Here is a 15,793-nt window from a genome sequence, read left to right on the forward strand (position 1 = left end):
GATGAACAAGTCATTATGCCACCAGGATTTTGCCTCAAGTATGATTGTGATTGACAGTGACGGAATTTTTATCTATAAAATGGATTCTCTCACTGTCGATCGCCCAATTTCCGATATGAGTGAAATATTAAACAAAGATGATGAAAACTTATCACGTTGTTCATCTTTGAACGAAGGCTCATTATCTTATTCTTTAGACATGCTATTCCCTCTTTATTTTATGGTCTAATATCCATAAACTACACAAAGCGCGAAGCAAAATGGATACTTCAAAACATATCTCCCGATTCAACATTTGATGACTACGTTTTATTCTCACTTTTAAATGTTTAACATGAAAGTCATGCAAAGAGGAGATTTTAAAACTATTTGGAAAATAGAACCTTCAAAAGGCACGGTTTGTTTAAAACTGATTAGGATATCAATACATATTGCGGAGTTCACAACTGTTACTCTAGACTTTCTTTTTTCAAAAGGATCTCTTATTGCTGGAACTATTCCGACAGAAAGATGAGCTTTTTTTCACGAATATGAATTCGCATTGTACCGTTTGATTGATGGATGTGATCTGGACAAGGATATTGGGTAGAGGTTGATCAGATGCCTCCCCTAAGGCAAATGCTGAGTATAAACGAATAGTCGAGGTGAAACAATATGCGACTTGAAGAAGAATTTATAGGTAGAAGAATGCAATATACCGAATTGTTAAATAAAGTAGTGGTTCAGGCCGATAATCTGTTAGTTAGAGGTTAAAAAATCTATTTTCCTGACGAGGATATAAAATTAATAATTGGTGCCACAAAAATGATTTCTCTTGAGTATATTGACTTGTACCCTTAATTATAATTAAGTGGATCAAGTTCAATCTATTAAAAGGCCATTTTACTCCACTCCCTCTTCTAAGTTCCAAGAGGTTGTCCAATATACAAATGCTCAGATCTATTCCTTAATATATAGCTTGTAGGTATATTGGGTGTATAGAGTCAAATCTATTTAAGACATCCGAAATAAATTTTTACGATGATAAGCCCCGTTTCTACTTTGAAACGGGGCTTATCATTATCATGATGCAGCCTTACTCACTTATTCAATGTTTCTTCTTCTTTTCAACTCCCTAATTAAGTTGCTAATCGAATCTTCAGTTGAAACTTCATTCGAATCGATAATCATCTGTTCTATGATCGTCTTTCTAACCGATTCCCTAAGCGACTCCTTAATCATATCTCTAACAGAATGAGTTTTCGATTTATCTTTTATTCCCTGATTTTCAATTTCTTTTTCTGGTTTATTATCTAATTCTATTATAGGTTCTTGTTTAACTTCAGCTTCAACTTTTTTCTCTAATGTAGACTTTTGCTTATAGTTGGATTTAGTATCAGTAGGCTTCGCTTCAACTTTTTTCTCTAATGTAGACTTTTGCTTATAGTTGGGTTTAGTATCAGTAGGCTTCGCTTCAACTTTTTTCTCTAATGTAGACTTTTGCTTATAGTTGGGTTTAGTATCAGTAGGCTTCGCTTCAATAGAATCTGCGCTTACCAAATCTTTTATGATTTCTTGTTCAACATAAATATCGGTTAAAGTTTCTGGTACTGATGAAGATGAAGATGACGTATGAATTGCATCGCCCCATACTCCAAGTATTTCGGAAGCAACTCTGTCCCACTTATAAAGAGATACAGCAAGTTCTCTCCCTTTAATCCCCATGTTTTTCATTTTAGATTTGTCTGATAGGATTTCTGTAATTTTTTCTACAAAACCAATCGGATTTTCTGGATTTTCTACAACAAGACCATTTTCATTGAGTTGAATGACTTCTGGATTTCCTCCTCTTGCTGTCGTTAATATAGGTAGTCCCGCTGCCATCGCTTCATAATGTACCCGTGCCAATGGCTCGTTCCATTGAGATGTGCATACAAATAAATCAGCCGCTGCAAACCAGTTTTGTATGACACTTGGTGAAACAAAACCTGTTGTTACTACTGGTATTGTCAATTTCTTTGTCATTGCTCTAACATAGGCAACATAATCAGTTACATTATCTTCGCTAAACCAACTACTTCCAACTACTACTACTGCTAAATCTTTAAATTTTTTTGATAGCTCCGGCAACGCCCTAATTAACCGATCTACTCCTTTATTATTAGAAAGTCTACCTGCAAACATGATAACTGTTTTGTTTTCTAAGCCATGTTCTTGACGAATTTCATTACGTATCTTTTGCATCTTTGGATGGTATCCAGGTAAGAACTGCTCAGTATCTACTCCAGAATAAATCGTAGTTATTTTCGCTGTTGCTTGTGGATAAAGATTTCGTATTACATTACCAACATAATCACTTACCGTTACAATATTAGATACTTCTTCTAATGCAGCAGTTGCTTCTTCTGGACTTATTTTTTCAGGATTGAACATATCATTATGCATGCTTAAAGTAATTTTTGCTTCAGGAGCAACTTTCCGAACTGGAAGGACCAAACGCGGTCGGTTGAAAATATGAATAAGGTCAAAGGAAGTCGATTCTAGATACTTGATGACTCCTTCTCGATAGATCTCTAATATTTGACCAGGTACCCGTACATAATGAACGCCATCTATTGTTTCCTGATTTGGAAGTGATGGTTCACTAATCCCTAAAACCGTGATTTCATGAAATTTGGATAAATAAGGGAGGTTCCCAGAAATATACGTTTGAATCGCTCCACCTAACACAGGAGGCACTGGTAGTTTTTCAGTACAGATCATTAATATTTTCATAGTTATTCCCTCCCCCTCCAATCATCTTCAATTTCTTTAAGAACTGGCCATTTAGTCTGATCTGTATCAACAATCGTTTGAATTAATTGGGTTGTTTGATCATTTAAAAATAATTCAGGTTCATATACAACTTCTTTAATATTTTTATAAAATTCATTTGGGAGTGACAAATCAATCATTAAAATCTCATATAGTTCAGCTGTAAGGGGATTAGATTCATGATAAGACTGAATCATCTCCCGAACCCAATTCACATCCCATCTATACAAATCTGCCATTGTACCACTAATTAGCTTTCTTAAATCACGAAGCGGAAGATCAAAGGCAACCCCATCAAGGTCAATAATCCACATTCCATTACTACCCATTTGACCATTTGACCAGCCATAATCCTGATGAACAAGTCCCCAAAAAGCATTTCCTTTTTTTATCAGTTCGGAATAACTTGATTGATTAAGCCTTGTCAAACTATTTCTAGCTTGCTCTTCAAACCTATCAACTACATTCAATAAATGTGTACTTGCTGGTAATTCAGGATATGCGTTAGCAATATTTCGGAACCAATCCATTTTGATGATCATCTTTTCATAACTAGATGGCCATTTATGCAGTCTTGAAGCTACTTCAGATTGTTGCGGTGGCTCATAGCCCTTACTTAAACGATGAAATTCACCGAGCGCATAACATAAATGTTTCGCACCTTCTAAATCTTTTGTAACAGGTTCTAATGGTTCTATCCACTCTGCAACGAACCATAACTTTCCTCCTGCTTCAACATAATCCTTTTCATCCTTTGTTTTTACAATCGCGGGCACTCTTGCATCTTGGACTTTAACTAAATATTCCTGAGCTCCCAAGCTAAACATACTTCTTGTTGGTCTTCTGTGTAACAATTTTAAACTTTTTGGACCAGAAGTTGTTTCAAGTTTCCAAATCGCACCGCCTTTATCTGGCTTAGTTGTTATGACCTGTATACTATTAACAGAAAGGTCGTAACTTTCAAGAACATCTTGTGCTATTCGTTCAATATAATCAGGTACATAAAATTCATGAGTTAAATCATCGCTTTCCCATGGCTCAATTATTGGGTGATCCATCATATCCCTCCTATGAGTTAAATCGTAATTTCCGCAAGAGTAAAGCGCTGTCAATTATTACTTTTATTTGAGTTCATCCTTGTTTTTGTCAGCGCTTTCCAAAACAGATTTCTTCATTTCCCCCTATAATTTACTCGAAGAATTATCTCCATAGATCCTCAAAGAAACAGGTAATAGATGATGATTTTCCAAGATATTAATTTAAGTAGTCTAAAAGGATGTACCTATTTTTCGGACCAATCTGCAGGATTAAATACTCTTAGCTATGTTATGCTCTGATAAAATATTTGTATAGGATAGTTGCTTAGAAACAGAAGGTAATTTTGAATAATTCATCGATCATTGAAACGATTGGCAATTCTTATTTGTTTAACAAGTTATGAAATGACTAACTAGCATGAACACTTGGCCATTTTGAAGCAAAAAATTTTTTTTTTGTTGAGCAATATACTAAGAACATTAAATATTCATCTTACTTAGGGTATTACAATCTGTTTAACCAGGATAAAAATTAAGTAATGGGATCACCTTAAGATGATCCCACCGAAATTAGAATTATTTTTTCTTCGTCTTAGTCGCCGCTCTCGTCTGGACTTTCATCCCCCAACTCGTCTGGACTTTCATCCCCCAACTCGTCTGGACTTTCATCCCCACTCTCGTCTGGACTTTCATCCCCCAACTCGTCTGGACTTTCATCCCCACTCTCGTCTGGACTTTCATCCCCCAACTCGTCTGGACTTTCATCCCCACTCTCGTCTGGACTTTCATCCCCCAACTCGTCTGGACTTTCATCCCCACTCTCGTCTGGGCTTTCATCCCCACTCTCGTCTGGGCTTTCATCCCCACTCTCGTCTGGACTTTCATCCCCCAACTCGTCTGGACTTTCATTCCCACTCTCGTCTGGACTTTCATCCCCCAGCTCGTCTGGGCTTTCATCCCCCAGCTCGTCTGGGCTTTCATCCCTCAGCTCGTCTGGACTTTCATCCCCGCTCTCGTCTGGGCTTTCATCCCCCAGCTCGTCTGGACTTTCATCCCCACTCTCGTCTGGACTTTCATCCCCCAGCTCGTCTGGACTTTCATCCCCACTCTCGTCTGGACTTTCATCCCCCAGCTCGTCTGGACTTTCATCCCCACTCTCGTCTGGGCTTTCATCCCCACTCTCGTCTGGGCTTTCATCCCCACTCTCGTCTGGGCTTTCATCCCCACTCTCGTCTGGGCTTTCATCCCCGAGCTCGCCTAAATTTTCATCCCCACTCTCGTCTGAGCCTTCATCCCCACTCTCGTCTGAGCCTTCATCCCCACTCTCGTCTGAGCCTTCATCCCCACTCTCGTCTGAGCCTTCATCCCCACTCTCGTCTGAGCCTTCATCCCCACTCTCGTCTGAGCCTTCATCCCCACTCTCGTCTGAGTCTTCATCCCCACTCTCGTTTGAGCTTAAATCTAGGACTTCGTCTTCACTTTGCTCTAGATCTACATCTTCAGATTCATAATTTTCTGTTTTATTTTTAAACATATTTATAAGTTGCGAAAGTGCTTCTTCATTAACAAAATTATTATCTAAAGTAAACCTTTGTTCGAGAAATCTTTTTATTACTTCTTTTCGTTCAGCATTCATGCTCATCCCTCCTTCTGTATTACAAGATATTCAAGTTGGAGCTACTTGGCATAATGAATTAGTGGATATTTAAAAAGTTATTAGCTAACTGATCTGTCATACATGTTCCTTTTTTCATAGTTTATTTTTTTATGTATTACCTTGTTACTAACAATTATGATCACTACAGTCGTAAATAAGAAATCAATCAATCTGGTCACTATCTCAATTACCACTCATACATTTATACCGCAAGTTGCTGATGATTCCTTGTCCACATTAAAGTCTTCCTCGTTAAGATTTACTTTAAGTGCAATCCCCTTTTACTTATTCTTACATCTATTCAGGAGACAAGCATTTCCTATAAATTCTTCAGTTATTTTATATACATGCATAATTTGGTTCCAATATTAAAAAACTAACAGCATCTTAAATTTTTTAGAAAGGGTATTAAAGCATTTTTCACAAAAAGATAATAACAAAAGGAGATTGTATCATGAATAAATTACTTATTGCCTTGCTGACAATTAGTTTCGTAACTAGTAACTTCGAGATCACGGCATTTGCTGAGAAAGATAACCAAGAAAGCGAAGTTAAACAAGAACAACAAATAGAGTTTACCCAAAAACAACAAGACGAACTTGCAGTATTGCATAAGGAAATGCTGGCTAAGAAAATAGAAATTGTGCATAAATATGTAGAATTCGGTGCAATTTCTAAAGAAAAAGCTGCAATGATTGTGAAACATATGGAAAAGCATTATCAAAAGGTAGTAGAAAACGGATTTCAACCACACCACACTCATCACCACAAAAGACCAGCAGAATAATACAATTGCTTCATAAAAAGTCTTGCCTCTTTTAGAGTATTATCTCTAATAAATTGGCAAGACTTTTTTCAAACTTTTCTGCTTAACATTTTTCCGTTGATGAAGGATTTATATTTCCATTCACTAAATGATTTAGGGGAAGTTTCCATGGTATTTGTCGAATCAACAATCACTTGATAGAATTAGTTTCATAGTGCATAAAGAAAGGATGAATATAATGAGTAATAAAGGAATTTTAGCAGAAGATTTATTTGACTTAAAATCTGTCACCGATCCACAGCTTTCGCCAGATGGCAGTAGGGTCGCCTATATCGAGACTTCTGTTGCTAAGGATGATGAGAAATATATTTCGAATATATATGTATATAGTTTTTTAACGAAACAAACCGTTCAATGGACATATGGACTTCATCGTCAGTCTTCACCAAGATGGTCTCCTGATGGACTCCATCTTGCTTTTTTATCAAATCGGTCTGGAAAAAACCAAGTATACATAATAAATACATTTGGTGGAGAAGCTAGTCAGCTGACAGAATTTCACCTGGGAGCTACTACGCCTATATGGTCTCCTGATTCAAGGAAAATCCTAACCTCAACACGAATAAAAGCTGGATACACTATACATGAGAAAGAAAAAGAACCAGAAAAGGAACGCAAAGAAGCGATCGTATACGATCGAATTAAATATAAAACAGATGGAAATGGCTATTTTGATTGTTCATTTTCTCAACTCATACTAGTCGATGTACCTACAGGTAAAGCAGAACAATTGACCTCAGGGGAACACTCCTTTACACCGTCCTCATGGGCGCCAAACGGAAAAGAGTTTGCATATGTAAGCAACGACACAGATGATGCTGATTATAACCTCGCTTCTAATGTGTTTATTTTCCATTTAGAAGATCGATCTTGTAGAAAAATAACGGCAACCAACGGGCGTTTTTATTTTCCTAGATGGTCACCTGATGGTAATTATTTAACATTAATTGGGCATGAACGAGAATATGAAGGAGCGACAATATCTAAAATCTGGTTATATACACTAGCTACTGAATCACTCTCATGCCTAACTACAGATTGGGATGTTGAAGTCGGTGATTTAGCAGCAGGAGATTTTCATATTGAAACGGTCAATCCAGGCCTTCTTTGGACGAATGACAGTCAAGGCTTTTATTTTTTAATTAGTGACCACGGAAACACAGGCGTATATTACGGAACCATTGAAGGTGCAATGTATCCTTCTCTTCTCGAAAAGCAGCATGTTTATGGATTAACCATTAATCCCGAAACACATAAAGCTGTTGTAGCAATCAGCACACCTACTCACCCTGGTGACTTATACTCCTTTGATTTAACAAATGGTGAAATTGAGCAAATTACATTTGTTAATGATGAATTGCTAAAAGATAAAAAACTTTCGGAAGCTGAATCCATTACTTTTTCTGCTAAAGACGGTCTCGAATTACACGGGTGGATTATGAAACCGACTAATTTCGAACAAGGGAAAAAATATCCATTGATTCTAGAAATTCATGGCGGACCGCATGTCATGTATGCGAATACGTATGTTCATGAGTTTCAAACCCTTGTTGCACAAGGATATACGGTCCTATTCACAAACCCACGAGGCAGTGCTGGCTACGGTCAAGAATTCGTTAATGCAAACAGAGGCGATTATGGAGGCATGGATTATGAAGATTTAATGGTCGCCGTAGATTACGTACTTGCAGAGTATAATTTCCTTGATGAACACCAGTTAGGTGTAACAGGTGGAAGCTACGGTGGATTTATGACGAATTGGATCATTGGGCATACAGATCGATTTAAAGTAGCCGTTACCCAGCGCTGTATTTCTAATTGGCTCAGTTTCTATGGAGTGAGCGATATTGGCTATTCTTTCACTGAATCGGAATTAGGCGGTGACGTGATTGAGTCTCCTGAACAACTATGGGAACACTCTCCTTTGAAATATGTAGGTAAGGTTACAACCCCTCTGTTATTGTTACATGGCGATAAAGATTATCGCTGTCCAATTGAACAAGCAGAGCAATTCTTCGTTGCGTTAAAACGTCAAAAAAAAGAAGCGGTACTTGTGGCCTTTCCAGAACAGACCCATGAAGTATCAAGAAGTGGAGCCCCAAGATTACGCTTGCAGCACACCGAGCATATTCGCGATTGGTTTAATAAACATATTAATTAAGAAAAGCGCAATAAGGGGATGTCCCAAAAAGGTTTGACTTTCACTCTATCCACCGTTTATTGTGTCATGTAAACGCTATATAAGAGATGTGGTGTCTTACCCTTTCGTTATGGGACGGCCCCTTTTTTCATTAAAAATATTTTTTTAATAAGTTTTGCTTTCTAATCTTACATTCGCATTTATTTCAATGTTGAATATGCTGATTTTCCGAAATTTCTGTGAGTACGTGTGCTGCTGCCATGTTGGTGCCTTTATGAATAGCAAAATCACCTAACGAAACAATACCTATGAGGGATTCCTGTTCGACAATGAATAAACGACGGATTTGTTTCTCTGCCATTAATTCTTCCGCTTCCATGATTGAAGTTTCTGGTGATATCGTAATTGGTTCCTTCGTCATGACATCGGTAATTTTTGTCGAACCTGGTTTCTTCCCAGCAACACAACGGATTGCAATATCGCGATCTGTCAGAACACCCACTAATTTTCCATCCTCACAAACTGGGATAGCTCCTACGTCCCCTTCCGCCATTTTTACAGCTGCTTCGTACACATTATCAAGGGTTGTGCAGTAATCTACATTAGATGTCATGATTTCTCTAATAGACTTCAAAACAATCCCCCTTATTCCGTTTTGTTTTCTTGATTATTTATCATTTGATCTACCGTACCTTCAAAAAAATGGTCACTGACTTGTTCATGAGTTTCAGCAAAGCCAGATGAAATTTGGTCTTTCTTCTCAAAATCTTCAGTCTGATAATGTCTACCTGCAATTTCTGCTTGATTTTTATTTTCTTTTGTCATAATGTGTATCCTCCCCATCTACAAATTTTCCAGAATTAAGATTTGTAACCGATTTGAAACATAAGACTTTATACGCTTTAAAAACACATTTTGAAAAGAACCATCATCCAAGCTAAACACTTCTATTTCCTAGTATTTACATCACACTATGAATTATGCCCACCAAATGTCGATCTTGTTTTTACTCCATTTATATCCCCAGCATCAAAAAAATCCAACAAGCAAGCTCGCTGGAAGTGAATCGGAATTCTATTAATAAACATCCTGTCGTGTAAAGACAAAGAACGATAAGGCTAACGCCGCCGCCCACCATACCAGGAGAACCGACATGGAAGAAAACAAAGTCATCCCTGTAATCGGCGGTGCCACCCCATTTAAGTAATTAGTCAATTTCAAGTTCACCATAAACAGATATTTGGCCGATTCCCAAGACGACACCATATTATTTAAAATAGCTCCTGATATAAGCCCAGCAAGCATAACACCCATACTTGCCGCCGTACTTCTTATTAAAACAGAGAGCATAAACGCTAATGTTCCAACTACAACAGCCACAAACCAAACAAGTCCAAAATCCATCAACAAAAATTTCCATTGACTAATAAGCCTGATGCTACTCGTATCTACATTGCCTCCATCTACAACAAAGCCCGTAATAATCGGTGCATTCCAGCCATGATATCCGAAGACAATCCCTGACAATCCATACGATAGCAGTCCGGTCATCGCAACAATTAACGAAGTTGCCATCAATAACGTTATATATTTGCTTAAAAGAATCCGCCATCGCTTTACAGGCCTTGTTAATAGTAATTTGATAGACCCAAGAGTATGCTCAGAAGAAACAAGGTCGCTCGCAACAATCATGATTAGTAATGGAATAAATAAATCACTGGAGTTTTCAATGAACATTCTAACAAATGTAACGGCCCCTGGTTCGCTTGGGTTAATATCTTGATCTAAATAGAATTGCAATTGCTGAACGCTAACTTGAATCTGCTCACGCCAATCATCTGAGATTCGGCTTGATCCAAGCCTGTTTTGCATATCAATAATTTGCTGTTGAAGAGACGCTCGCCAATCATCTGAACCTAGCTTTTCCCGCTGTGTTTGTACTTCCTTATACTGTGCAAAGGTAAACAGGATCACCAAGATTCCCACAATCGCCCCAATCACCAACAAACGCTTCCTTGCCACAAGCTTCATCATTTCGTTCGAGATTAGATTATTCAATATGGGCGCCTCCTGTATCCGTCAATTGTAGAAATAGATCCTCCAATACAGGGATCTTTCTATTCAGTTGTAGTACTTGTACTCCTGCATGAACCAAAGCAGCATTCCACTTAGGAATCTGGGTAGAATCATAAGGAGTGACCATATAACCATCATCAAGTGTAGTTACCTCAGTTAGACTTTCCAATATTTCTCTTCCTTTGACAGATGGATCGAGTTGCCAAATGGCTTGCTCCTGACTCGAGAGCAAAGACTCTACTGTATCAACAGTTATGATGTTTCCTTTTGTAATAATAGCCACTCGATCACATAATAACTGAATTTCACTTAATAAATGACTAGATACAAGCACACTTAAACCTTCCTTTTCAGCAAGCTCACGAATGAAAACCCTCATCTGACGAATTCCCGCAGGATCCAGCCCGTTTGTCGGTTCATCTAAAATCAGTACTTTTGGTCGATTTAGTAAGGCTTGAGCAATACCTAGCCTTTGTCTCATGCCGAGCGAATAGGTCTTCACTTTATCGTCTATTCTTTCTGTTAACTTAACCATATCAACAACTTCCGCAATTCGTTTAGCATCTACTGCTGGAAGCATTCTCGCAAAATGAAGTAAATTATCAGTGCCGCTTAAATAAGGATATAACTCAGGATTTTCAACAATACAGCCAAGATTCGCCATTGCTTTTGTAAAATTTTTCTTTACATCATAGCCACAAATTTCAATGGTTCCAGAAGTCGGTCTAATTAGGCCAACAAGCATTCGAATCGTCGTAGTTTTACCCGCACCATTTGGACCGAGAAAGCCAAAAACTTCTCCTTCCTTTAATTCAAAGCTGATTCCTTTAATGACTTTGTGCTTTTTTATCGTCTTCGTTAAATTTCTCACAGAAAGAGTCGTCGCACTCATTTTCTTTCCCCCTCCCATTTAATTAACGGAGCAATTCTGTCTGCTATTAATCGGTAGCCCTGTTGATTTGGATGAAATTTATCTGTAAATAAATAATCATTTACAGACAACTGGAATATATCATAGGTAGGAACGAAGACAATCCTCGGGATTGTTGAACTCACTTCCTCAGCTGTACGGTTCCAGTCACGGACGGTTGGACTAGTTACCCCTGTTTCATCAACTTCAATAAAAGGATTATAGAGCCCAACAAAAAAGATAGAAGCATCCGGATTCGCCTTACGAATATCGGTGAAAATCGTAGTTAGATTTTCAATAAAAGCATCTTCGATGGTTTTAATGGTAGCTAAATCAAAATTTTCCAATGTTCTTCCTTGCTGAAATAAATCATTCGCACCAATCGTAAGTAAAATAATATCAGCGTCAGCAAGTTGTCTTTGAATATTCGGTTGCTTCACCTGTTTTTTCAGCTGGCTAGAAACTTGACCATTAATGCCCAGATTTTGAACAACAACGTTTCCATTAAATCGCTCTTTCAACTCATCCGCCACATAGCCAACATAGCCTTTTCCAGAATCGTCACCCGTCCCTCTTGTCAATGAATCACCTAAGGCAACTACTGTAAACATATGATTTTTTTTCACTGTTTTTTGGGAACTGTCCTGTTTTTTAACCACATCGTCTGTTGCACCTGCATAATAATCCTGAATGGCCCAACTAAAACTTAGCAGCCAAAGAATTGATAAAGTCGCAGCAATAATCGTTATGTAACGTACACTTTTCTTCCCCAGCACACTCACCCTCTCCTTTGCTTCTTTCCCTCTATTAAATCACACTGTTTGTGCTTTATAAAATTCGAGGTTCCAATATAAAGCAATAACTTAATTTACATCAGAATACAAAAAAGCTCAGTTTCTCTAGAAGCGAGAAGCCGAGCATTCATTGTTAATATCTAAGAAGGCGTTATTTCTGCAACGATGAAGAGTTATACTGTCATTAGAACACTGATTAAAGATAAAATACCGAAAGTAAATACACGTTAAAAACCCTTCCTTTATCAACAAGTCTCCCCGTACTGAATGTACTTATCATTAATGCTCAATTAAATTTTTTAAACCGTGACAGTGGGTAGCTTAATGATGAAAGTTGAGCCTTCATTCACTTCACTAACCACCTCAATTCTCCCTTTATGACCTTCAATAATTTTATAGCTCACCATCAATCCCAACCCATTTCCCTGTTCTTTCGTAGTGAAAAATGGTTCGCCTAACTTATTCAACTTTTCAGAAGGAATCCCAACTCCCGTATCTCGAATATGGATCATCACTTTCCCTCCTTGCTGCAAAGCATTTACATACAAGTCTCCTCCAGAAGGCATCGCTTCTATTCCGTTTTTCGCGAAGTTTAATAACACTTGCTTCAAACGATTCTCATCACAATTCACAAGGATTTCTTGATTATGACTTTCAAAATGAACATGTACGTTTTTGTTTTTCGCTTCAAATGCAATCAAAGTAAGTACGTCTTGTACGATTAAGACGATGTTTTTCAACTCAAGATGAACGATCTGCGGTTTTGCTAGTACCATAAACTCTTCGACAATCGTATTCACTCGTTCTATTTCATCCAAAATAATATCGAAGTATTCCAATCTTTCTGGCTTCGACTCATCCATTTGCAGAAATTCAGCATATCCTCTCATGGATGTTAGCGGGTTACGAATTTCATGGGCGACTCCTGCAGCTAATTGACCAACAGCAGCCAGTTTATCCTGTCGATGAAGGAGCTCCTCAGATTGTTTTCGTTCAGTAATATCATTTCGAATCGAGACAAATTGGTACGGCATTCCCTTCTTATTTAGAAATGGGACAATCGTCGTTGAAACCCAATATAGACTACCATCCTTCGCTTGATTGCAAATTTCACCATTCCATGTCTTGCCTTTTAGGATGGTATCCCACAAATCCTGAAAAAACTCCTTAGAATGATAGCCAGAATTGATGATTGAATGAGTCTTCCCAAGTAATTCCTCTTCCCTATATTGCGAGATTTCCGTAAACTTCTCATTCACATAAATGATTTTTCCTTTGGAATCCGTGACTGCCACAATCGAAGCTTGATCAAGCGCATATCGATAGTCTTGCAAATATTTATCACTATTCTGCAGGCGTTTTGTGATGAAGGAGCTTGAAGTAATCAGCCCACCAACGATTAATAAAAAAACAAACAACACAAGAAACGGTACAAAAGAAGTATCATGGACAAGTTCATTCACATTATCAACCGATTGTTTAACAGGTAGCGCACGCACTAACATGAAATGGCCTTGGATAATCGCAGCAGAGACGATAAATGTACTCGTCGGCTTCAACCATATTTGGTTTTCTTTTTGGCGATAATTCGAATAAAAAAATAATAAAAATGCGACAACAAAAATAATTAACGTGATCATCACTGTTAGGATTAACAAAACTGTATGGATTTTAATAGAAAGATTCAAGGCATATAAGCCAATAATATAGTTAGATAACAAAGAAACGGTCAATAATGTACCACAATGAACAATGTTTATGAATGAGAGTTTCTTAATGGTTAATGCCAGAAACCCCATTGATGCAAGTGCCACGCCAAGAACGAGTGAAAGCACCATCACTGATAAATTGTAAGTAACTACGCTGTTCTTCTCAAAAGCCAAGATTCCAAAAAAATTAAACGTCCATATCGCAATTCCCATTGAAAAGCTTCCGCCGAATAACAAAAACTTCTTATGGTCAGCAGAGCTTCTCAGTAATGTAAGTAAATCCAAACTCGTATATGCCGCCATAAATGTCAATATTAATGCGACTAATAAGAGAATCGGATTGGATGATACAAAATATTGCTCCAATTCATGCACTTCCTTATCTAAGAAATAATCGTCTCCATGAGGGATGTTTTTATTATCAGTGTATAGTAATCAGCCCATTCAGAAAAGACAAATCTTAATTTCACATCGTTTTTAGGTACCGAAAAAAAGAATGAGAATCGGAGACAACGGCTAGAATAATTTGATACCACTATCTGCTTTAGCAGAAAACAGCTGGTTAAAATACATAATTTTGAAAGATTGAATGCAAATAAATATTTTTATGAATAGTAAAACTGTATAATAATTTAAGAAGTATTTATTTTCCAAGTTTCTTTTCCACGTATAAAGACAGAGAGAGAGGGTATCTATATGTCAAATGCATCAGATTTAACGACAGTAGAAGCAATGATTAAAAAAGCGAAACACAAGAAACTCACCGCAAGGCAAATTCTTCAAAGGGGGATATTAATTACAATCGGAGCGATTTTAATGAGTATCGGTCTTGAAGTATTCCTTGTCCCTAATAATGTCATCGATGGCGGAATAACAGGGATATCAATCATGCTTTCTTACATAACTGACTGGAAATTAGGAGTATTTCTCTTCGTTCTCAATCTTCCGTTTTTCTTCATAGGTTATAAACAGATTGGTAAAACATTTGCATTATCCACCCTTTATGGAATTGTTGTACTTTCCATAGCTTCCATTTTCCTTCACCATGTACCAGCGTTTACTCAAGATATCTTACTCGCTTCAATCTTTGGCGGAATGATTGTCGGCGTTGGAGTCGGAATCGTTATTCGTTATGGAGGTTCTCTTGATGGAACAGAAATCCTAGCGATACTTGCAAGCAAGAAGCTTCCATTCTCTGTAGGGGAAATTATCATGTTTTTTAACTTATTCATCTTTGCATGTGCCGGATTCGTCTATTCATGGGACCGTGCAATGTACTCCATCCTCGCGTATTATGTGGCATTTAAAACAATGGATATTGTCATCGCAGGATTGGATGAATCGAAATTTGTTTGGATCATCAGTGATGAATTTCGCGAAATTGGGGATGCTATTCTGCATCGATTGGGTCGCGGTGTTACTTACTTAAGTGGAGAAGGAGCTTTCTCCGGAGACGACAAGAAGGTCATTTTCTGTGTAATCAACCGACTTGAAGAAGCAAAGCTTAAGGAAATTGTGAAGGACTTTGATTCATCGGCTTTCTTAGCAATCGGAGATATTGCTGAAGTTCGCGGCGGCCAGTTTAAAAAGAGAGACATTCACTAACAAATCGAATATGGCGTTAAAACGCCATCACTTACCACATGTAGCACGCTCCACTTGCCTAATCACAATGGTGGCGGTAAAGAGTCCGAATTTGGATAACTTTAGTAAACCAGCTAAGTAGAGGGCTTATTAGTAAGTCACGAAGCCCGGTTCCCATGTCCTTCAAACAAAAAAAGAACTAGCCATCAGTGAGGTTATGAGTAACCTTCTAATGGGTAGTTCTTTTTCATAAAGTGAAACTTCAAT

The 15,793-nt window shown here is 37.8% G+C and carries 13 protein-coding genes; 4 read left to right on the forward strand and 9 right to left on the reverse strand.

Annotation, left to right across the window (positions count from 1 at the left end):
• Window position 1 precedes the first annotated feature (1 nt).
• Window positions 2-229, forward strand: coding sequence for a hypothetical protein (locus AC1MGI_RS16080; protein WP_480346187.1), 228 nt, complete (start codon window positions 2-4; stop codon window positions 227-229).
• Between the two features lie 854 nt (window positions 230-1,083).
• Here AC1MGI_RS16080 and AC1MGI_RS16085 read toward each other — a convergent pair.
• The 3 genes from AC1MGI_RS16085 to AC1MGI_RS16095 all read right to left on the reverse strand — a co-directional run bounded on the left by AC1MGI_RS16085 (window position 1,084) and on the right by AC1MGI_RS16095 (window position 5,466).
• The gene (locus AC1MGI_RS16085; protein WP_480346189.1) at window positions 1,084-2,754 is read right to left on the reverse strand and encodes a glycosyltransferase family 4 protein; all 1,671 of its coding nucleotides are present in this window, start codon (window positions 2,752-2,754) and stop codon (window positions 1,084-1,086) included.
• Between the two features lie 2 nt (window positions 2,755-2,756).
• Window positions 2,757-3,851, reverse strand: coding sequence for a CotS family spore coat protein (locus AC1MGI_RS16090; protein ID WP_480349822.1), 1,095 nt, complete (start codon window positions 3,849-3,851; stop codon window positions 2,757-2,759).
• A gap of 571 nt (window positions 3,852-4,422) precedes the next feature.
• On the reverse strand, window positions 4,423-5,466 hold the full coding sequence (locus AC1MGI_RS16095) for a hypothetical protein (RefSeq protein ID WP_480346191.1): 1,044 nt from the start codon (window positions 5,464-5,466) through the stop codon (window positions 4,423-4,425).
• A 475-nt stretch (window positions 5,467-5,941) separates the two neighbouring features.
• On the opposite strand from AC1MGI_RS16095, the gene AC1MGI_RS16100 reads away from it, so the two are divergent.
• A complete protein-coding gene (locus AC1MGI_RS16100) occupies window positions 5,942-6,274 on the forward strand; it encodes a DUF2680 domain-containing protein (protein ID WP_480346193.1) in 333 nt (110 codons plus the stop codon).
• A gap of 217 nt (window positions 6,275-6,491) precedes the next feature.
• Window positions 6,492-8,474, forward strand: a complete 1,983-nt coding sequence (locus AC1MGI_RS16105; RefSeq protein WP_480346195.1) for a S9 family peptidase — start codon at window positions 6,492-6,494, stop codon at window positions 8,472-8,474.
• A gap of 184 nt (window positions 8,475-8,658) precedes the next feature.
• Here the strand turns inward: AC1MGI_RS16105 and AC1MGI_RS16110 are convergent, their stop codons facing one another.
• From AC1MGI_RS16110 to AC1MGI_RS16135, 6 genes are all read right to left on the reverse strand, one after another.
• Window positions 8,659-9,087 (reverse strand): CBS domain-containing protein, encoded by a 429-nt coding sequence (locus AC1MGI_RS16110; RefSeq protein ID WP_480346196.1) that lies wholly within the window; start codon window positions 9,085-9,087, stop codon window positions 8,659-8,661.
• A gap of 11 nt (window positions 9,088-9,098) precedes the next feature.
• Window positions 9,099-9,278, reverse strand: coding sequence for a DUF4025 domain-containing protein (locus AC1MGI_RS16115; protein ID WP_480346197.1), 180 nt, complete (start codon window positions 9,276-9,278; stop codon window positions 9,099-9,101).
• A gap of 252 nt (window positions 9,279-9,530) precedes the next feature.
• Complete coding sequence (locus tag AC1MGI_RS16120) at window positions 9,531-10,511, reverse strand: ABC transporter permease (protein ID WP_480346200.1); 981 nt, start codon at window positions 10,509-10,511, stop codon at window positions 9,531-9,533.
• Entirely contained in the window at window positions 10,504-11,421 is a 918-nt protein-coding gene (locus AC1MGI_RS16125; RefSeq protein ID WP_480346201.1) for an ABC transporter ATP-binding protein, read from the reverse strand. Before AC1MGI_RS16125 ends, AC1MGI_RS16120 begins: the two co-directional genes overlap by 8 nt.
• Window positions 11,418-12,215: a GDSL-type esterase/lipase family protein gene (locus tag AC1MGI_RS16130; RefSeq protein WP_480346203.1), complete on the reverse strand. Its 798-nt coding sequence runs from the start codon at window positions 12,213-12,215 to the stop codon at window positions 11,418-11,420. Before AC1MGI_RS16130 ends, AC1MGI_RS16125 begins: the two co-directional genes overlap by 4 nt.
• A gap of 317 nt (window positions 12,216-12,532) precedes the next feature.
• Complete coding sequence (locus AC1MGI_RS16135) at window positions 12,533-14,308, reverse strand: ATP-binding protein (protein ID WP_480346205.1); 1,776 nt, start codon at window positions 14,306-14,308, stop codon at window positions 12,533-12,535.
• A gap of 366 nt (window positions 14,309-14,674) precedes the next feature.
• On the opposite strand from AC1MGI_RS16135, the gene AC1MGI_RS16140 reads away from it, so the two are divergent.
• Entirely contained in the window at window positions 14,675-15,547 is an 873-nt protein-coding gene (locus tag AC1MGI_RS16140; protein WP_480349824.1) for a YitT family protein, read from the forward strand.
• The last annotated feature ends 246 nt before the right edge of the window (window positions 15,548-15,793 follow it).

This window comes from Peribacillus sp. BM1 (assembly GCF_056679975.1).

Coding starts and splice junctions, on each gene's coding strand:
- AC1MGI_RS16080 (WP_480346187.1), top strand. CDS start 2: ATGAACAAGTCATTATGCCACCAGGATTTTGCCTCAAGTATGATTGTG.
- AC1MGI_RS16125 (WP_480346201.1), bottom strand. CDS start 11,421: ATGAGTGCGACGACTCTTTCTGTGAGAAATTTAACGAAGACGATAAAA.
- AC1MGI_RS16090 (WP_480349822.1), bottom strand. CDS start 3,851: ATGGATCACCCAATAATTGAGCCATGGGAAAGCGATGATTTAACTCAT.
- AC1MGI_RS16140 (WP_480349824.1), top strand. CDS start 14,675: ATGATTAAAAAAGCGAAACACAAGAAACTCACCGCAAGGCAAATTCTT.
- AC1MGI_RS16100 (WP_480346193.1), top strand. CDS start 5,942: ATGAATAAATTACTTATTGCCTTGCTGACAATTAGTTTCGTAACTAGT.
- AC1MGI_RS16095 (WP_480346191.1), bottom strand. CDS start 5,466: ATGAATGCTGAACGAAAAGAAGTAATAAAAAGATTTCTCGAACAAAGG.
- AC1MGI_RS16105 (WP_480346195.1), top strand. CDS start 6,492: ATGAGTAATAAAGGAATTTTAGCAGAAGATTTATTTGACTTAAAATCT.
- AC1MGI_RS16115 (WP_480346197.1), bottom strand. CDS start 9,278: ATGACAAAAGAAAATAAAAATCAAGCAGAAATTGCAGGTAGACATTAT.
- AC1MGI_RS16085 (WP_480346189.1), bottom strand. CDS start 2,754: ATGAAAATATTAATGATCTGTACTGAAAAACTACCAGTGCCTCCTGTG.